Origin of the sequence: Corallococcus sp. CA053C (genome assembly GCF_003611675.1) — a bacterium.
GTDB lineage: Bacteria > Myxococcota > Myxococcia > Myxococcales > Myxococcaceae > Corallococcus.
The window spans coordinates 1-18,369 of sequence record NZ_RAWA01000181.1; the positions used below are offsets into that span (position 1 = coordinate 1).

The following is an 18,369-nucleotide window of genomic DNA, read 5'->3' on the forward strand; positions in this document are numbered from 1 at the left end:
CCCGTGGCCCCGGCCGTCCCCGAGGAGGCCCCGACCGCCCAGGTTCGCTGAAGGCCGTAGCCAGGCCTTTCCCCCGCGCTTGCCGGCCGCCACACACACCAGCCGTTCTCGGGCGACCGACTTTCCCTCTCCGCACGTTCCGTGATTGCCTGCGGGGATGGAAGTAGCTGACTTAATACTCGAATTCCAAGGCGTCCGGAAATGCCGTAAAATTACAATTTTACTTGACTCGCACCGGGGGTACGGCCGCATAACATCCCGCGCGGCGTCAGGAGCCTTGGGATGAGCAACCATCGAGCCATGTCAGTGCGTGGGTGGGTGTGCTTGAGCCTTGTGGTGGTGCTGGGCGGATGCGACTTCGGCGGCGGGCCGGATGAGCCTGTGCTGCCGGACACGCCCCCCGAAGCCCCGCGGGAAGTCGTGGCACAGCCGGGGGATGCCTCCGCGCTGGTGACGTGGAAGCCGCCCCCTTCCGACGGCGGCCAGCCGCTCATGTACTACGTGGTGCGCTGCGTGCCCGAGTGCGGTGGCGCCCTGGTGACGGCGCCCGACACGCAGGCCACCATCCTGGGGCTCAACAACGGCTTCACCTACGTGTTCAAGGTCGCCGCGGTGAACGCGATGGGCGAGGGCGCGACCTCGGTGGAGACGGGGCTCGTGACGCCGAGGGCCGGCATGAGCATCCCGAACCCCACGGTGCCAGGGCAGCCGCGCTCGGTGGTTCCCACGGCGGGCAATGGCCAGGCGTACGTGAGCTGGCTGACGCCGGCGAGCTATGGCGGGCGGCCGCTGTCGTACTTCAAGGTCATGGCGGAGCCGGGGGGCGCGACGGTGACGGTGAACGCGCCGGTGTCGGGCGCGCTCATCCCGGGGCTCACCAATGGCACCGCGTACACGTTCAGCGTCTGCGCGGCCAACGACCTGGGTGAAGGCCCCTGCGTGCGCACGTCCGCGCCGGTGACGCCGCGTCCGGGCGGGGCTCCGGCGAGCTGGGTGATGGGCTACTGGGTGGGCTACCAGCGCGACCTGTACCCGGTGAACTCCGTGGACATGGCGCTGCTCACGCACGTGGTGGTGGGCCGCATCCGTCCGCGCATCGATGGCACGCTCTACACGGACTTCGACGTGTCCGCCGCCGAAGGCCCCGTGCTGGCGAAGGCGCTGGCGCAGCGGGCGCACCAGGCTGGCAAGAAGGCCCTGCTGATGCTGGGCGGCATGGGCGAGTACGACGGCTTCAAGGCCGCGACGGAGACAGTGGAGAAGCGCCGCAACTTCGTGCGGAACATCATCACCGTCATGCGCGAGCTGGAGTTCGACGGCGTCGACGTGGACTGGGAGCCCATCCTCCTGCCGCAGGACGGGCCGCCCCTGCTCGCGCTGCTGGACGACCTGCGCGCCGCGGACGAGAACATCCTCATCACGGTGCCCGTGGGCTGGGTGAACTCCAACTTCACGTTGGGCAAGAAGGACGCGGACTTCCACCGGGAGCTGGCGGCCCGCGTCGACCAGATGAACGTCATGGCCTACAAGATGAGCGGCCACTGGGGCCAGTGGGACAGCTGGCACTCCAGCGCGCTGTTCGCCGAGTCCCCGGGCCACCCCAGCTCCGTCTCCAGCTCCGTGGAGGCGTTCATCAAGGCGGGCGTCCCCCCGCAGCGCATCGGTGTGGGCATCGGCTTCTTCGGCACCTGCTGGAAGGGCGTCACGGAGCCCCGCACGCCCCTGGACGGACTGCAGTACGTGAGGGAGGAGCAGAGCGACAACGCGATGAGCTACGCCAACATCCAGTCGCTCTACTACTCGCCGGAGGCCTACCGCTGGGACGCGCAGGCGAAGGTGCCCTACCTCTCCTTCCCCACCGCGTTCGGCCCGCAGGCGTGCAACTACATCTCCTACGAGGACATCCCGTCCGTCACGGAAAAGGGGCGCTGGGCCCGCGAGAAGGGCCTGGGTGGCGGCATCATCTGGACCATCAACCAGGGCCACTTCCCGAAGGCCCCGGAGGGCCAGCAGGATCCGCTGATGCAGGCCGTGCGGACGGCCTTCCTCCAGCCCTAGACGTAGCGCGCTTCGAACAACTGGCGCAGCGACGGTTCGGTGCGCAAGAGGTCCAGCGTGAGGGCGGCGTGGCCGGGCACGTACCCATTGCCCACGAGCATGGTGACGTCCTTGCCCACGCCCTCCGCGCCCAGGGCCGCCGTGGTGAAGCTGGTGGCCATGGAGAAGAAGATGACGGTGCCGCCGTCCTTCACGGACAAGAGGGACGCCATCTCCGTGTTGCCCACGCTGGCGCAGTTGACGACCAGGTCGCAGAGCTGACCGCCCGTCGCGCGCTGCACGGCCTCCATCACGTCCACGCCCTGGGTGGCGTCCACCTTCAGCGCCTCGTCACACAGGCCGATGGCGGACAGCGCGTCCAGCGCCTTCTGGGAGATGTCCATCGCGAGCAGCTTGCCGCGGCTCTCCAGGCTGCGCCGCGCCTGCGCGAGGCACAGCGCGCCGCTCTTGCCCGCGCCCAGCACCGCCACCGTCATGCCCGGGCGCACGTAGCGCGCCACCAGCGCGGGCGCGCCGCACACGTCCAGCGCCGCGAGCGCCAGCGTGTCCGGCATGTCCTCCGGCAGCTTCGCGTAGATGCCGCTCGCGAAGAGGAGCGCGTGTCCGCGGATGTCCACGCGGTCGATGTCCGCGTGCACCGCCTTCACCTCTTCGATGACGAGCGGCGTGAGCGTCAGGCTCACCAGCGTGGCGATGCGGTCGCCCTTCTTGAGCACACCGTTGGCGGGGTGCTTCGCGCCCAGCTCCTTCACCCGGCCAATGAGCATGCCGCCGGAGCCGGTGACGGGGTTCTGCATCTTGCCGCGCTCCAGCACGATGTCCTGGATGCGCCGGGCGATGCGGGCCGGGTCGCCGCCCACGTCGTCCTTGATCTGCTTGAACGACGCGGCGTCGATGTTGAGGCTCTCCACGTCGATGAGCAGCTCCGCCTCGCGGCACGGCAGCGAGGGGTCCAGCTTGCGAGCGCGCTGCGGCAGCACGCCCTTCTCACCCACGACGCGCGACAGCCCGTACGAATCAGTCCCCATGGTGTCCTCTTCAGTCCTGCGACAGGCGCGGCACCAGCACCGCCAGCGAGCGCTCGAAGCGGTATGACACGCCGGAGTGCCCGTCCTCGAACTCTTCGTGCACCACGTCCACGCCCGCGGCCTTCAGGTCGTCCGCCACCATGCGCGTGCCCCAGCGCAGGTTGAACTCGTCACGGGTGCCGCAGTCGAGGAACACCGTCTTCAGCTTGCGGAACGCGTCCAGGAACTTGGGCACGAAGCGCACCGGATCATGCACCAGCCACCGGTTCCACACGTCCAGCCGCATCTTCGCGGTCTGCAGGTCGAAGGGCAGTTCCAGGTTGAGCGGCTCGCCCTTCTTCGGCGAGTACGCCGCCGCCATGGCGAGGATGTTGACGACGGGGAAGTCGTCGCCGCGCAGCTTGGTCTCCTGCGCGCGCGTGCGCATCTCCGTCACCCACGTCTCCGTGCCGCCGGACTTGAGCAGCGCGGTGGCCGCCTTGGGCAGATCGGGCAGGTAGCAGTATTCGAAGTAGGAGTCCGGCGCGTGCGCGCCCACCAGCGAGAACAGCTCCGGGTGGTAGCGGCCCATCACCAGCGCGCCGTACCCGCCGGAGCTGTGGCCCACCACCGCGCGCGACGCGGCCTTGGGCAGCGTGCGCCAGGTCTTGTCCACGAAGCCGACGATGTCCTTGGCCAGGTAGTCGCGGTAGCGGCCAATGGCGTCGCTGTTCACCCACTGGCTGCCGCCCAGCTTCGTCCACGCGTCCGGGAAGACGCCGATGACGGGCGGCACGGTGCCGTTCGCGATGAGCGCGTCCAGGCGCTCCGGCACCGACGGGGCGAAGCCGGACGCGTTCGTCCAGGCGGCTCCGCCGCTGCCGAAGGCGTGCAGGAAGTAGACGACCGGGTAGCGCTGGGTGCCCTCGCCGTAGCCCGGCGGCAGGTACACGGTGAGCCGGCGACGGGCCGGATCCCCCAGCGGATTGTTCTCCAGCGCGGGCGACTGCACTTCGCGCGTCTCGAGCACTCCCTTCATCGTCGCTCCCCTCCTTCGCGGCGCTCCCAGCGACTCTAGGCGCTGGAGCCCGGCTGCTTTCCGAACAGCTTCATCACCTGTTGCAGGTCCTCCCACGCCTTGCGCTTCTCCGCGCTGTTGCGCAGCAGATAGGCGGGGTGGAAGGTGGGCATGAGCTGGATGCCCTCGTATTCGCGCCACGTGCCCCGCATCTTGGTGATGGGGGTGGTGTCGCGCAGCAGCGTCTGCGCCGCGAACTTGCCCAGCGCGACGATGGCCCGGGGCTGGAGCGCGAGCAGCTGCGCGCGCAGGAACGGCTCGCACGCGGCGATCTCGTCCGGCTCCGGGTTGCGGTTGCCCGGCGGGCGGCACTTCACGACGTTGCAGATGTAGACGTCGTTCCGGCTGAAGCCCATCGCGGAGATCATCTTCGTGAGCAGGTCTCCGGCCGGGCCCACGAAGGGCACGCCCTGGATGTCCTCGTTCTCACCGGGGCCCTCGCCCACGAACACCAGCTCCGCGCGCGGGTTGCCGGAGCCGAACACGATGTTCTTGCGGCCCGTGCACAGCTTGCAGCGCCGGCAGTCGCCCAGCTCGCGGCGGATCTGATCCAGCGTGGGCCGCTCGCCTTCCACCACGCCCGGCAGCGCGCCGTTGTAGCGGGGCGTCTTCCGGGGCACGTCCACGAGCATCCCCGTGGCCGGAGGCGCGGCGGTGGCGACCATCACCGGGCGTGACGGTGGCGCGGCCTGGGGCGTGGATGCCAGCGGGCGGCCAGCAGCCAGCGGAGCGCGCGGGGGGCGGCTCGGGGGCCTTGTTCCGGGCGATCATCGTGCGCACGGACGCGGAGGCGGCGCGCTGCTGCTGGAGCTCGGCGGCGACCTTCGCGTCGACGAGCAGCACGCGACCGCCGTTCTCCTCCTGCCAGAGGAGGTGGCGGCGCACGTCCTGGAGCACGTCGGCCAGCTCCTGCGAGGAATCGGGCGTGTCGTCGTTCACGGTTTCGGATCGGTAGCGGAGGGCCCGCCCCGGCGCAAGGAAGCAGCCGGAGAAGTTGCCCGTACGCTTAGCCCAGGGTCGGGCCCTCCGCCACCTTCCGGGCGGAAGGTCGGGCCCGGGTCGGGTGCAGGACAGACCCGGGCATGTCTCCTTTTCCCGGTGCGACGCGCGGTAGAAGGTCGGACGTGGCGGCAGTCCCCAGCCCGTTTCCAGGAGCAGAGCGCACATGATCAAGGTGGCCATCGTCGTGGGAAGCACCCGGCCCGGTCGCAAGGCGGACGTCGTCGCCCGCTGGGTCCACGACATCGCGAAGAAGCGGAGCGACGCCGAGTACGAGATCGTCGACCTCCAGGACTTCAACCTGCCCCTGCTGGACGAGCCGTTCCCCCCGTCGATGGGCAAGTACACCCTGCCGCACACGAAGGCCTGGGCCGCGAAGGTGGCCGCGTATGACGCCTACGTCTTCGTCACGCCCGAGTACAACCACAGCACGTCCGGGGCGCTGAAGAACGCGCTCGACTACCTCTACGCCGAGTGGAACAACAAGGCCGCCGGCTTCGTGGCCTACGGCAGCGCGGGCGGCGTGCGCGCGGTGGAGCACCTGCGCCTCATCGCGGCCGAGCTCCAGATGGCCACCGTGCGCGCCCAGGTGCAGCTGTCGCTCTTCACCGACTTCGAGAACTTCGCCGTCTTCAAGCCCGACCCCCACAAGGAGAAGTCGGTGAACGGGATGCTGGATCAGGTCGTTTCCTGGGGCACGGCGCTCCAGACGGTGCGCGTGAAGAAGTAGCGCCTGGCGCCCTACGTATCCTGGCGGGACCGCTCGGACGCGGCCCGCCGCAGCACGTCCGCCGTGTCGGGGTCGGCCGGGAAGAACGACTCGATGGCCAGTTCCGCGAGCGTGATGTCCACCGGCGTGCCGAACACGGTGGTGGTGCTGAAGAGGGACAAGAGCCCCAGCGACGTGCGCACCCGCAGCGGCACCACGACGCCCGCGAAGTCGCGGGGGTTTCCCTCCGTCCGCGCCTCCGGCACCGGATAGCCCCGCAGCTCCTCCAGCAGCGCCGCGAGCGTGGCGTCCGCGGAGACATCCACCTGCCGGCCCAGCCGCATGAGGACGTGGTCGCGCCACTGGCGCAGGTTCTCGATGCGGGGCGCGAGCCCGGACGGGTGCAGGCTCAGGCGCAGGACGTTGACGGGCGGCTGGAGCATCTCCGGGGCCACGTCCGCGAGCAGCACGGCCACCGCGCGGTTCGCGGTCACGAGCGTCCAGTGCCGGTCCACCGCGAGCGCCGGGTACGGCTCATGGCCCGCGAGCACCAGGTCCACGGCCTCGCGCGTGGCACGCAGCGCGGGGTCGTCCAGGGAGCGCTCGGCGTACACGGGCGCGAAGCCCGCGGCCACCAGGAGGCCGTTGCGTTCACGCAGGGGCACGTCCAGCGCCTCCGCCAGGTGCAGCAGCATGTCGCGGCTGGGATGGGAGCGGCCTGTCTCCAGGAAGCTGACGTGACGGGCGGAGACCTCCGCGCGCAACGCGAGCTCCAACTGGCTGAGGCCGCGCCGCTGACGCCAACCGCGCAGCAGTTCTCCCACGGGGCGGCTCTGCTGAAGGCTCGTCATGGCCCGAAGATAGGGGGCGCACGTCATCGCTTCCATTCCCTCGGAGGTAATCGACAGCGACACGCCCGGCTCGCATCTTGAGCCCCGTCGTCACCCACCTCCTGCAAGGGAATGTCTGCCATGAGCATCAAGAACGTGTCGGGAAGCCTGTTGCGTCGCGCGCTGCTGTTGGACGGGGTCGCCAGCGGAGCCATGGGCCTGTTGATGGCGGCGGCCGCGGGTCCCCTGGCGCCCCTGCTGGGCCTGGATCCGGGACTGCTGCGCGGGGCGGGGCTGGGCCTGATCCCATTCGCCCTGCTGCTCGGGTACCTGGCGTCGCGGGCCACCCTGCCCTCCTGGCCGGTGTGGTTCGTGGTCGCGGTGAATGCGCTGTGGGTCGTGGACAGCGTGCTGCTCTTGACGCACGGCCCGACGACACCCACGGGGCTGGGGATGCTGTTCGTCGCGGCGCAGGCGGCGGCGGTCGCGGCCTTCGCGGTGCTGGAGTACGCGGGCCTGCGGCGCGGGACGCCCGCGCTGGCCTGAGCAGGTGTCTGGCTCGCGCGGCGATGCTTCACGTCGCGCCGCGCGGGCGTCGGGGCCTTGTTATCGTGACGGGACATGGCCTCCTTCCTTCGCCCGTGGCTCGCCGTCGTCGTCCTGTCCGCCGGAGCCTCCGGGTGCGCCACGCTGGGAGGTGCCCGGGGCAAGGACCTCGTGTCGCTGCGCTACGGCTGGCCCGAGCAGGCGTCCATGCGGGTGATTCACACGGTGGACGTGCGCACGGATTGGAGCGGCCGGCAGACAGCGGAGCGCCGGTTCACGATGATCCTGGGCCCGGTGGACGCGGAGGGCCAGCGGCGGCTGGTGGTCCGCGACGTGGAGATCATCGGAGCCCCGTTCCCCGCCTTCGTGGAGCCCCTGGCCACGGCCATCATCGACGCGCAGGGAGACTTCCAGGGCATTGATCCGCTGGAGGACCGCCGGAGCCAGGCCTTCCTGGAGGCGCTGCCCTTGAGCCCCCGGAAGAAGGCCCAGCTGACCGCCAGCATCACCGCCGGGCTGGAGCGGGAGGCTCGGGACAAGTGGAACCAGTGGGTGGGGAGCTGGCACGGGGCACGTCTCAAGCCGGGCAAGCTGGAGGTCGGCGAAATGACGATGGACGTAGGCTCCGGCCGCAAGAGCACCCAGTCCGTCCCCGCGGAGGAGCGAATCCGGCTGGACGTGGGCGTGCCCTGCTCCGACGCCGACCCGGAGCCCCGGTGCGCGAGGCTGCATGTCGTGCGGGAGCCCGTGGGACAGACGGACGACACGCCTGGAAGGTTCGCGCGGGTGGAGCTGGAGCTGGTGACGGAGCCCACGACGCTGCTGCCGCACTCGGCACGCATCCTCCGCATGGACCGCGTGGACTGGAACGCGCCGGACGGCGAGCCTGACTTCCACGAGTCCGTGCACGTGGAGCAGCACACGTTCATCCACGGCGCGGACACGATGACGGGACCGATGGCGCGGGTGATGCCGCGTCAGCCAAGCCCTACCTTGGAGAAGTAGTCGAGGAACGCGCGGACGCGGGCCGGCAGATGGCCCGCTGCATCCAGGAACACCGCGTGCACGGCTTCCGTGTCGCCGGAGTTCTGGTCTTCGAGCACCTCGACCAGGCGGCCGGCCTTCAGGTCCTCGCGCACCTGGAAGCCCGCGAGCCTCGCGAGTCCGACACCTCCGAGCGCCAGGTGCCGCAGCGCTTCGCCATCACTCGCCTGCACGTTGCCGACGCAGGGCACGGAGACGGTGGCCCCGCGCTCCACGAAGGGCCAGTGCTGGACGGCGCGCACGTAGCTGAAGCCCAGGCGGTTGTGCCGCTCCAGGTCCGCGACCTTCCTGGGCATCCCCACGCGCTTCAGGTAGGCCGGTGAGCCGACGATGGCGTAGCGGGTCTCCCCCAGCTTGCGCGCGATGAGGTTGGAGGGCTTGAGGGGACCGGCGCGGATGGCCACGTCCGTGCGCTCCTCCAGCAGGTCCACCACCTGATCCGTGAGCGTGATGTCCAGGGTGATGGCCGGGTGGAGCGCGAGGAAGTCCTGCACGCGCGGCAACAGGATGTGCGTGCCGAAGGGGACGTTGGCGTTGATGCGCACGCGGCCGGAGGGCGTCTCGCTGGTGGTGACACCGCGCTCGGCCTCCTCCAGGTCCGCGAGCAGGCGGACGCTGCGCTCGTAGAAGACGCAGCCCTCGGAGGTGAGCTGGAGGCCCCGCGTGTTGCGGTGGACGAGCCGAGCACCCAGGCGGTCCTCCAGGCGGGCGACGAGCTTGCTGACCGCGGATGGCGTCATCCGGAACGCGCGGGCCGCGGCGGAGAAGCCACCCAGTTCGACGACCCGGACGAAGACTTCCATCTCGCCGGAGCGGTTGATGTCCAGACGCGCCATGGAATTGAACTCACAGGTGCTGTGCTCCCGGCCGCTCTACTCCACGCACCGGAGCGCGTCCATGGTGGTGGCCACAACTGGAGGACAGCATGAACGCGCACAAGAACGTGGCCCTGGTCGTCGGGGCCCATGGAATCATCGGACTCAACCTCATCGCCCACCTGGAGACGCTGGAGGGGTGGGAAGTGATTGGCCTGTCGCGGCGCGGCGGCGAGGCCCGCGACCGCGTGCGCTACGTGTCGGTGGACCTGCTCGATGCGGAGGACTGCCGGAAGAAGCTGGGCGGCCTCACGCAGGTGACGCACATCTTCTACACCGCGTTCCAGGACCGGCCGACGCCGGTGGCGATGGTAGCGCCCAACCTCGCCATGCTCGTCAACGTGGTGGAGGCGGTGGAGCCCGTGGCGAAGGGGCTGAAGCACGTGAGCCTGATGCAGGGCTACAAGGTCTACGGCGCGCACCTGGGCCCGTTCAAGACGCCCGCACGGGAGACGGACGCGGCCCACATGCCGCCCGAGTTCAACGTGGAGCAGCAGGACTTCCTGGAGCAGCGGCAGCAGGGCAAGGCGTGGACGTGGTCGGCCATCCGCCCGTCCATCGTGGCGGGCTACGCGCTGGGCAACCCGATGAACCTGACGCTGGCCATCGCGGTGTACGCGGCGATGTCGAAGGACCTGGGCATCCCGCTGCGCTTCCCGGGGACACCGACCGCGTACGACATCCTGCTGGAGGTGACGGATGCCGGGCTGCTGGCGCGGGCCACCGTATGGGCGGCGACGGAGCCGAAGTGCGCCAACCAGGCCTTCAACATCAACAACGGTGATCAGTTCCGGTGGAGCGAGATGTGGCCGAAGATCGCGCGCTCCTTCGACCTGGAGGTGGCCCCTCCCCTGCCCCTGTCGCTGGTGGACGTGATGGCGGACAAGGGGCCGCGCTGGAACGCGATGGTGGAGAAGCACGGGCTCGCGAAAAACTCGTACCAGGACGTGTCCGCGTGGCCCTTCGCGCAGGGCGTGCTGTCCACGGGCTACGACTTCGTCGCGGACGGGTCCAAGGCCCGCCGGTTCGGGTTCCACGAGCACATCGAAACGGAGGCGATGTTCCGCGACGTGTTCGCGGACTTCCGCCGCCGCAAGCTCATCCCTTGAGCGGCTTCCGGGCGCGGGGGGCTTCGCGCAGTGCTTCCGTGACGAGCGAGCGGAAGTAGCGGGCGCCCGGGTCGGCGTCGGTCCGGGTGTGCCACATCAGGGCCGTGGTCATGTGGGGGAAGGCGAAGGGCATCTCCACCGCTCGCAGTGCGAGCATCTCGCAGAAGCTGCGGGCGACGCGCCGGGGCACTCCGGCCACGAGGTCCGTGCGCGCCGCCGCCATCGCCGCCGCGAAGAAATGCGGCACGGCGAGCCCCACCTCCCGCGTGAGCCCGTGGTCCTTGAGGAGGCGTGCGTGCTGTTGATGACCCACGCCGGGACGGCCCTGCGCGAGCAGCAGGTCGATGTGCTTCGACGTGTTGTATTGGGCCTTCGTCATCGTTCGGCCCCGGATGCGCGGATGGTCGCGGCGCACGAGCAGGACCGCGTCGTCCGAGTAGAGCGGTTCAGTGAGGCAGCCCGGCCCCGCGGCCTCTGGGGGACCCAGCGCCACGTCCACCTCTCCCGAGGCGAGGCCGTCCCGCTCGACGAGGTAGTCGATGCTGACGACGCGCAGGGACGCGCCCGGCATCCGGCGGGCGAGCAGTGCCACGAGGGCCGGCACATCCGACAGGCCGTGATGGTCCGCGCCCGCCACGGTGAAGGCGCGCGTGCTCGTCTTCGGATCGAAGTCCTGACTCCCATCGAGCGCCGCCTGGAGCTGGCCCACCGCGTTCGCGATGAGCGGCCGCAGCGCTTCGCACCGGGGCGTCGGCACCAGCCCGCGTCCACTGCGGACCACGAGCGGATCCCCCAGTACGTCACGCAAGCGTGCCAGCGCGTTGCTCACGGCCGACTGCGTGACGTGCAGCTCCTTCGCGGCGCCGGTCGCGCTGCCGGACTTCAGCACCGCGTGCAGCACGAGGAACAGGTTGAGGTCAATGGCGGAGAGATTCACACCCGTGATTCTAATCATCATGGACCATCACTGGTGGAAACAGTGCGTTGGCCGTACTCATCCCCCATGACCAACGCCCTCCACGAGCCCACTGAAGTCGCCGCCATCCACGCCCACTTCCAGCGGATGTTCGACTGCTGGCGTCGCGGTGATGCCCACGCCTACGCCGACTGCTTCACGGAGGACGTGGACTACGTCGTCTTCGACGGCAGCCACCTGAAGGGGCGAAAGGCCAACGCGGAGGCCCATCAAGCGCTCTTCGACGGCGTGCTCCGGGGCTCCGTCCCCGAGGGGAAGGTGACGTCCCTCCGCTTCCTCGGGCCGGACGTGGCGCTCATCCACGCAGTGGGCGCCATCAAGCTGCGGTGGCAGCGCAAGGCGAACGCTTCGAGGCAGTCCATCCAGACCGTCGTCGCCGTGAAGCGGGATGGCGCGTGGTTGTTCTCCGCCTTCCAGAACACCCGCATCCAGCCGCCCAACGCCTTCGCGCGCCTGATGCTGCGGCTGATGACGCCCAAGCCCAGGGCCCGCCTGTCACCCGCGCGGTGACACGAGCAACAGCGACAAAATCTCCCCCGCCACCGCGCGCTTGCTGCCCTCCAGCACGCGGTCCGGCCCCGTGCGGGAGATCACCGTCACCCGGTTCGTGTCCGTGCCGAACCCCGCGCCCGCCTCGGTGACGTCGTTGGCGACGATGGCGTCCAGCCCCTTGCGCTCCAGCTTCTCGCGCGCGTGCTCCACCACCCGCTCCGTCTCCGCCGCGAAGCCCACCAGCACCGGACGCTTCGCCTTCCCCGCCACCTTGCGCGACGCCTCCAGCAGCACGTCCGGCGTGCGCACCAGGCGCAGCGACTCCGGGCTGTCGCCCTTCTTCACCTTCTGCGGCGCCCGCACCTCCGGACGCCAGTCGCTCACCGCCGCCGTCGCGATGAACGCATCCGCGGACTCCACCCGCGACAACACCTCGCGCGCCATGTCCTCCGCGCTCACCACGTCCACCACCTCCAGGCCCGTGCGGTCCACCGGGCCCACCGGCCCCAGCACCACCGTCACCGTCGCGCCCAGCGCTCGCGCCTCGTGCGCCAGCGCCATCCCCATCTTCCCCGTGGACGGGTTGGAGATGAACCGCACCGGATCCAGGAACTCGCGCGTGGGGCCCGCGGTCACCAGCACCGTCTTGCCCTGGAGCGGCCCGCCTCCCAGGCGCGCGGCCACCGCGGACACCATCGCGCCCACATCCGCCAGCCGCCCGGAGCCCACGTCGCCGCACGCCAGCATCCCCGCCCCCGGCCCCACCGTGGTGAAGCGCGGATCCGCCAGCAGCGACGCCACGTTCTCCTGCGTCCGGGCGTTCTCCCACATCGCCACGTTCATCGCGGGCGCCAGCACCACCGGGCCCTTGAAGGCCAGGAGCGACGTCGTCACGGCGTCCCCACCGAAGCCTCCACGGATCTTCGCCAGCAGGTCCGCCGTCGCGGGCGCCACCACGTAGGCGTCGCCCCAGCGGGCGAGGTCCAGGTGACCGAAGTTCCCCTCCTGCGCCGGGTCGAAGTAGTCCGTGAGGACGGGGTGCCCGCACAGCGCCTGAAAGGTGAGCGGGGTGACGAACTGGCGCGCGGCCTCCGTCATGGCCACCCGCACCTCCGCGCCCGCACGCCCCAATTCCCGCACCAGCTCACAGGCCTTGTACGCCGCGATGCCGCCGCCCACGCCGACGATGACCCGGCGGCCCTTCAATGCCGATGCGTCCATGCGGCTTCATTACGCGCCAGGAGGCCCCGTCGCAACACGACTACTTCAGGGACACCTCGCCCTGGGAGGGCACGTCCACCGTGCGCACCACGGGGCCCGCCCCCGGCATCTCCATGTGGAAGAAGCCCCACACGAGCGTGTACCGGCCCGGCGTCAGTCCCTGCACCACCACCCGCTCCGACATCGGCTGGTAGACGAGCTGCGCGTAGCGCGAGCGCAGCAGCTCCACGGGCGGGTTGCCCACCTGCCCCACCTCGCCCGGGACGATCCACAGCGCCTTGCCCCGCTCCGGCTGGAGCAGCACCGTGAGCGAGCCCGTGCCCGGCACCGGCCCCAGGTCCAGCGTCATGTCCGCGCCCGCCACCTGCACCACCACCGCCGGCTCGCCCGACCCTCCACGCCCGCCCGCGACCATGAAGCGGTAGCTGCCCGGCGACAGGTCCGCGCTGTAGCGGCCGTCCGCGCCGGTGATGAGCGACACGGACTCGCTGCGATCCGCGTTGAGCCCCTCCACCTGCGTGCCCGCCGCGGGCCGACCGTCCGCCAGGTACACCCGGCCCGTCAGGTGCGTCGCGGGCTTGAGCGTGAGCTGCACCGGCGCCGTGCTCCCGCGCGGCACCTCCTGCGTGCCACTCACCTTGCCCTTGCGCGCGGACACCGTGAAGCGCGGCACGAAGGGCGGACTCACGAGCGTGAAGTTTCCGTCCGGCCCCGACAGCACCGACCCGTCACACACGTCGCACGTCACCACCGCGTCCGCCACCGCGCCGCCCGACGCGTCCCGCACCTGGCCGGACACCGACGGCGCCTTCGCCAGCACCACGTCGCCCATGTCCGGCGTCTTCGACGGGCGGTCCACCACCTGGGGCTCGTAGCCCGGCGCCTCCACCGCGACCATGAGCCGCCCGCCCGCCGAGGACAGCGGCAATTCGAAGCGCCCATCCGGGCTGTTCACGTCGTGTTCGTCCACGCGGAAGCGGCGCACCGGCTGGCCGCTGTCGTCCACCACCCGGCCCCGGAACGTCGAGCGCCGGCGCATCTTCACCTGCACCGGCGGCCCGCCCGGCTTGCCCTGCACCCGCTCCAACGGCTCGTAGCCCACGTGGTGCGCCTCCAGCGTGTACGTGCGGTCCGGCCTGAGCGCGCGGAACTCGAAGTGCCCGCTCGAGTCCGTCTGCGCCGGCTCCGCCATGCGCGGCAGCACGTTCAGGTTCGCGCCCACCACCGGCTGGCCGTCCTCGTCCACCACGTCGCCCGTCAGCTGCGCACCCGGCTCCAGCTCCACCGTCACCTGCTGCGTGGCGCCGTCCTGCACCGTCACCGCCTTGGGCCCCGACTGGAGGTACTCCGGATGCGACGCCACCAGCGTGTACGTGCCCGGCGGCAGCCCGCGCATGGGCACCACGCCATCCGGGCCCGAGGGCCGGTCGCTGCGGAAGATGTTCTCCGGATCCGCCCACAGCATCACGTCCGCGCCCTCCACCCGCCGGCCCCCGCTGGACACCGTCACGTCCGCGCCCGCCTTCGCCTCCAGCGACAGCGTCACGTCCGTCGCGGGCGCCGTCGCCTGCACGCTGCCGCCGCCCCACTCCGAGTGGTGCGCGTGCAGCGTGTAGAGCCCCGGCATGGGCACCTGCGCCACGAAGCGGCCATCCTCACCCGCGTTCGTCACCTCTCCCGTGGGCTGCACCAGGATGGACACGTTCGACGCGGGCCGGCCGTACTCGTCGATGACCTGCCCGGTGATCAACGTGGCCCGCGACAGCTCCAACTCCAGCGCCGTCTCCCCCTGCGCCACGCGCGCCGGGAGCTGCGCCGCGGTGAAGCCCTCCGCCTGGCCCTCCAGCACGTACTCGCCCGGCGCCAGCGGCCCCAGTTCCGCGAGCGCCCCGGTGGGCACCGCGTCGCGGCGGATGAGGTCCCCCGCCACCGTGCGCAGGAGCAGCTGCGGGTTCGGCACCGGCTGACCGTCCTCGTCCACCACGGTGACGAGCAGCCGGCCCGCCGCCTCCAGCTCCAGCGTCACCTGCGTCACCCGCTGCGACAGCGTGAGCGTCTGGGGCGCGGAGCCGAAGCCCGGCGCCTCCGCCGTCACCACCACCTCGTCCGGGTACAGACCATTGAAGCGCACCGGCCCGCCCTGCCCGTCCGTCTGCTCCTCGCGCGTCAGGTGGTCACCCCTCAACCGCACCGTCGCCACGGCGGGCGCGCCGCCCCGCGTGACGCGCACCTCCAGCGTGCGCGACGGCGTCAGCTTCAGACGCAGCGGCTGCGAGTTGGCCTCCACCTGCTGCGCCACCGCGGGCTGGAAGCCCTCCGCGTCCGCGAGCACGTAGAAGGGGCCCTCGCCCAGGCCCGTCAGCGAGAACGCGCCCCCCGCACCCGCCACCACCTCGAAGGGCAGCGGCACCTTGCGCGACACCGCCCGCACGCGCGCCCCGGGCCGCGGCTGCCCGGAATCGTCGACCACCGTGCCGAGGATGCTCCGCAGGGGCGGCAGGTACAGCTCCACCGCTTCACCGGGCGCGGCCCGCTCCTTGAGCGCCACACCCAGCCCCGCCGCGCGCGCCCAGACGGAGAAGGACACGCCCGCCAGGTGCTCGAAGCGGAACTTCCCCTGCGCGTCGGTGCGCACCGTGGCGCGCGGCGTGAGGAAGCCCTGCTGCTGTTCGAAGAAGGAGCGCGTGTGCAGCGCCGTCTCATGCGCGGTGCAGGCCAGGAGCGCCAGGCCGCACTCGTCGCACCGCACGTCCGCCAGCGTCCGCTCCGCCGTGGCCGCGAGCGACACCTCCGCGTCCGCCACCGGCTTGCCGCCGCCGTCCAGCACGCGCCCGGTGAGCGTCAGCCCCTCCTGCGCGCCCGACGACACCGTCACCGCGTTGAAGGCCGGCAGCCCCTGGCGCATGGAGCTGGCCGAGACGGGCGACACGGGGCGCGCTTCGGGAGTCCCCCACCGGGGTCCCAGCAACATGGCGGCGATGATCGCCAGCGCGGCGGCCACCCCGATGAAGACCCATTTGCGCATGCGTACGCGGCCGGAACCTACCCCGCGGCCGGCCCCCCCAACGACGGTTTCCCCCGGGAAATTCCGGAGCGTCCTGTCCAGGACGTCCCAGGGGCCGGAAGCGTTCCCGCGTCAGTCTTCCGCGAACGGCTGGATGGCCTGTGCCACGGCCAGCTCCTGCCGCGCTTCGCTCAGCTCGGAGTTGGTGGCGCGCAGCCGGTCGCTCAGCACCTGCACGAAGCTCCAGAGCATCTTCACCGCGAGGATGGCCTCGCGCTTCATCAGCCCCATCAGGTCCGAACGGGCAATCACCATCGTCCGCGTGGGCTCCGTCGCGCGCACCGTCGCCGACCGGGGCGCGTTGTCGATGAGGCCCATCTCACCGAAGTGCCCGCCCGAGCGCAGCTCCGCGATCTCCACGCCGTTCTTCTCGATGGCCACCCGGCCCCGGATGACGACGAAGAGCTCCTCGCCCGGCTGCCCCTCCACGACGATCTCCCGACCCGCCGGGTAGGTTCGCGTGGTGGCGATGGACAGCACCGCCGTCTGTTCCTTGTACGTGAGGTGGCGGAAGAGCGGGATCTTCCGCAGCGCCTCCATGCGCGACTGCGCCTCGCTCGTCTCCTCGCTGGCCAGGGCCGCGCTGTCGCCGGCGATCTTCACCACCACCGCGGTGATGTTGTCCTTGCCGCCGCGCTCGTTGGCGATCTCCACCAGCTTGCGCGGCAGGTCGCCCGGCTGCAGCCCCGCCACCAGGGGCAATATCTCCTCGTCCTCGATGTAGCCGTGAAGGCCGTCGGAACAGAGGAGGAACACGTCGCCGGGCATCAGGTCCACGATGAGCGTGTCGACCTGGACCGACTCCTGGATGCCCACCGCGCGGGTGATCACGTTGCGGTACTGCGACGTGGCCGCCTGCTCCTTGGTGATGGTGCCGGCCTTCAGCTGCGCGGCGACGAGGGTGTGGTCCTCGGTGAGCCGGTGGCACTGGCTGTGGCGCACCAGGTACACGCGGCTGTCGCCCACGTGCCCGATGACGCCCTTGTTGCCGCCCACCGCGAGGCACACGAACGTCGTGCCCATGCCGCGCTTGGCGGCGTCCGTCATCGCCGCGCGGTAGATGTCCGCGCACGCGCGCTGCACGGCCACCTCCACGAGCGCCGCCGCCGCCGAGCGGCTGTCCGCCGTGGGGTTGTTGGCCAGGTCCTTCAGCAGGTGCCGGTTGGCCGCGATGTGCTGCTTGACGACCTCCGTGGCCCGCGCACTCGCGACCTCGCCCGCGGCGTGTCCGCCCATGCCATCGGCGACCATGAACAGGCCGAGCGACGCGTCCACCATCATCGCGTCTTCGTTGTGCTGCCGTTTCCGGCCTACATCGGTCAGCCCGAAGGCTTCTGTGGTCAAGGCCACCGCGAACGCTCCCATCCATGCCTAGGGTGACTCCGCACGTTACGCAGGCCCCCGAAGACGTGGCAAGGCTTCAGGATTGCAGTCGCACCGACAGCAGGCGCGTGAAACCGCCTGCCGTGTAGAAGGTGACCTCCACCTGGCCGAAGCGCACCCGCATCCCGTCCTCCAGCGGCACCGGTTTGCGAGCCAGGAGCCGCCCGCCCGCCACGTACGAGCCGTTCTTCGAGCCCGCATCCGTCAGCAGGAACCCCGCTTCTCCCGCGTCCCGTGAAAACCACGCGTGAAACCGGGACACACTGCCGTCATCCAGCACGACGTCGTTGTTGCCGGTGCGCCCGACGGTGATGCCCCGGCCGAAGGCGTTGCCCTGGGACTTGAGGAGGGGGAAGACGACGGGTTCGTCCTGCCCGAGCGTCGGAGGCCCGGCGTTCGTCACGGTGCGCAGCGGGTAGTCATCCCGCTCCGGCGGGGGGACGCTGCCCAGCGCGGGCATGAAGAGGAGGATGGCGGGGGGGAGGTTCCGCTCGAACTCTTCGCGGTTGCGCAGGTAGCGCGTGACGTGGGCACTGAGCAGCTCGGCCATGACAGGGGGGCGCGGCGCACGGGCGCGCCCACACTGGGTGGCCGTTCCGCTCTCGCTCCGTCAGTGTACCGTGTCTTTACCGCCAATCCGCGAAAAATCCGAGGTTCACGCCACCCACGAAGTCACGTGCAAAGCTGCGCTTCTTGAGGCCGAACGGCTCCGCGTAGCCCAGGGCGATGCCCAGGCCCAGGTCGCGCAGCTGATAGCCCACCTGGACGCGGCCCTGGACGGTGCCGGCGATGCGCCGGTCGGGAGCCAGGAGATTGGCGAAGTGGGCGCCGTAGAAGGTGGGCCCGCTGGTCACCTGGAAGCCCCAGTGCGCCAGGCCGGGCAGGTGGTTGCGGTAGCCGAACCCCACCTGGGCGGTGTGCTCGTAGTAGGAGGACACCGGCACCAGGTAGAGGCCCGCGACCTCCGTCGTGTCGGGA

Annotated in this window: 16 protein-coding genes and 1 pseudogene; 6 read left to right on the forward strand and 11 right to left on the reverse strand. The window is 70.7% G+C overall.

Going from position 1 to position 18,369, the window contains the following annotated elements; all coding sequences use genetic code 11:
* Positions 1-282: 282 nt before the first annotated feature.
* Positions 283-2,058, forward strand: a complete 1,776-nt coding sequence (locus D7V97_RS22950; RefSeq protein WP_120612797.1) for a glycosyl hydrolase family 18 protein — start codon at positions 283-285, stop codon at positions 2,056-2,058.
* On the opposite strand, the gene D7V97_RS22955 is transcribed toward D7V97_RS22950, so the two are convergent.
* Genes D7V97_RS22955 through D7V97_RS22965 form a run of 3 tightly spaced genes read right to left on the reverse strand, consistent with a single transcriptional unit; the run spans position 2,055 to position 4,808 of the window.
* On the reverse strand, positions 2,055-3,086 hold the full coding sequence (locus tag D7V97_RS22955; RefSeq protein WP_120612798.1) for a zinc-binding dehydrogenase: 1,032 nt from the start codon (positions 3,084-3,086) through the stop codon (positions 2,055-2,057). The two genes, D7V97_RS22950 and D7V97_RS22955, sit on opposite strands and share 4 nt — an antisense overlap.
* Positions 3,087-3,096: 10 nt before the next feature.
* The gene (locus tag D7V97_RS22960) at positions 3,097-4,104 is read right to left on the reverse strand and encodes an esterase family protein (RefSeq protein ID WP_120612799.1); all 1,008 of its coding nucleotides are present in this window, start codon (positions 4,102-4,104) and stop codon (positions 3,097-3,099) included.
* 35 nt (positions 4,105-4,139) lie between these two features.
* Positions 4,140-4,808 carry a uracil-DNA glycosylase family protein gene (locus D7V97_RS22965; RefSeq protein ID WP_233583110.1) on the reverse strand — a complete coding sequence of 223 codons (669 nt, stop codon included), beginning with the start codon at positions 4,806-4,808 and terminating at the stop codon, positions 4,140-4,142.
* Positions 4,809-5,308: 500 nt separating this feature from the next.
* On the opposite strand from D7V97_RS22965, the gene D7V97_RS22975 reads away from it, so the two are divergent.
* Positions 5,309-5,872 (forward strand): NADPH-dependent FMN reductase, encoded by a 564-nt coding sequence (locus tag D7V97_RS22975; RefSeq protein WP_120612802.1) that lies wholly within the window; start codon positions 5,309-5,311, stop codon positions 5,870-5,872.
* 11 nt (positions 5,873-5,883) lie between these two features.
* Here the strand turns inward: D7V97_RS22975 and D7V97_RS22980 are convergent, their stop codons facing one another.
* Positions 5,884-6,765: a helix-turn-helix domain-containing protein gene (locus D7V97_RS22980; RefSeq protein WP_304988515.1), complete on the reverse strand. Its 882-nt coding sequence runs from the start codon at positions 6,763-6,765 to the stop codon at positions 5,884-5,886.
* Positions 6,766-6,822: 57 nt separating this feature from the next.
* Between D7V97_RS22980 and D7V97_RS22985 the strand changes: the two genes are divergently transcribed.
* Positions 6,823-7,227 carry a hypothetical protein gene (locus D7V97_RS22985; RefSeq protein WP_120612804.1) on the forward strand — a complete coding sequence of 135 codons (405 nt, stop codon included), beginning with the start codon at positions 6,823-6,825 and terminating at the stop codon, positions 7,225-7,227.
* A gap of 75 nt (positions 7,228-7,302) precedes the next feature.
* The gene (locus D7V97_RS22990) at positions 7,303-8,232 is read left to right on the forward strand and encodes a hypothetical protein (RefSeq protein WP_120612805.1); all 930 of its coding nucleotides are present in this window, start codon (positions 7,303-7,305) and stop codon (positions 8,230-8,232) included.
* Here D7V97_RS22990 and D7V97_RS22995 read toward each other — a convergent pair.
* Complete coding sequence (locus D7V97_RS22995) at positions 8,205-9,107, reverse strand: LysR family transcriptional regulator (protein WP_120612806.1); 903 nt, start codon at positions 9,105-9,107, stop codon at positions 8,205-8,207. The two genes, D7V97_RS22990 and D7V97_RS22995, sit on opposite strands and share 28 nt — an antisense overlap.
* An 89-nt stretch (positions 9,108-9,196) precedes the next feature.
* On the opposite strand from D7V97_RS22995, the gene D7V97_RS23000 reads away from it, so the two are divergent.
* The gene (locus tag D7V97_RS23000; protein WP_120612807.1) at positions 9,197-10,255 is read left to right on the forward strand and encodes an SDR family oxidoreductase; all 1,059 of its coding nucleotides are present in this window, start codon (positions 9,197-9,199) and stop codon (positions 10,253-10,255) included.
* Here the strand turns inward: D7V97_RS23000 and D7V97_RS23005 are convergent.
* Positions 10,245-11,213: a LysR family transcriptional regulator gene (locus D7V97_RS23005; protein ID WP_120612808.1), complete on the reverse strand. Its 969-nt coding sequence runs from the start codon at positions 11,211-11,213 to the stop codon at positions 10,245-10,247. The genes D7V97_RS23000 and D7V97_RS23005 overlap by 11 nt on opposite strands.
* Before the next feature lie 45 nt (positions 11,214-11,258).
* On the opposite strand from D7V97_RS23005, the gene D7V97_RS23010 reads away from it, so the two are divergent.
* Positions 11,259-11,741: an SgcJ/EcaC family oxidoreductase gene (locus D7V97_RS23010; RefSeq protein ID WP_120612809.1), complete on the forward strand. Its 483-nt coding sequence runs from the start codon at positions 11,259-11,261 to the stop codon at positions 11,739-11,741.
* Here the strand turns inward: D7V97_RS23010 and coaBC are convergent.
* From coaBC to D7V97_RS23035, 5 genes and pseudogenes are all read right to left on the reverse strand, one after another.
* Entirely contained in the window at positions 11,727-12,944 is a 1,218-nt protein-coding gene (gene coaBC / locus D7V97_RS23015; RefSeq protein WP_120612810.1) for a bifunctional phosphopantothenoylcysteine decarboxylase/phosphopantothenate--cysteine ligase CoaBC, read from the reverse strand. The genes D7V97_RS23010 and coaBC overlap by 15 nt on opposite strands.
* 40 nt (positions 12,945-12,984) lie before the next feature.
* On the reverse strand, positions 12,985-15,969 hold the full coding sequence (locus D7V97_RS23020) for a carboxypeptidase-like regulatory domain-containing protein (RefSeq protein WP_120612811.1): 2,985 nt from the start codon (positions 15,967-15,969) through the stop codon (positions 12,985-12,987).
* 111 nt (positions 15,970-16,080) lie between these two features.
* Positions 16,081-17,373, reverse strand: coding sequence for a Stp1/IreP family PP2C-type Ser/Thr phosphatase (locus D7V97_RS23025; protein ID WP_120612812.1), 1,293 nt, complete (start codon positions 17,371-17,373; stop codon positions 16,081-16,083).
* Between the two features lie 55 nt (positions 17,374-17,428).
* Positions 17,429-17,941 carry an FHA domain-containing protein gene (locus D7V97_RS23030; protein ID WP_120612813.1) on the reverse strand — a complete coding sequence of 171 codons (513 nt, stop codon included), beginning with the start codon at positions 17,939-17,941 and terminating at the stop codon, positions 17,429-17,431.
* A 76-nt stretch (positions 17,942-18,017) separates the two neighbouring features.
* Positions 18,018-18,369 (reverse strand): annotated as a pseudogene (locus D7V97_RS23035) (hypothetical protein); the annotation flags it as partial.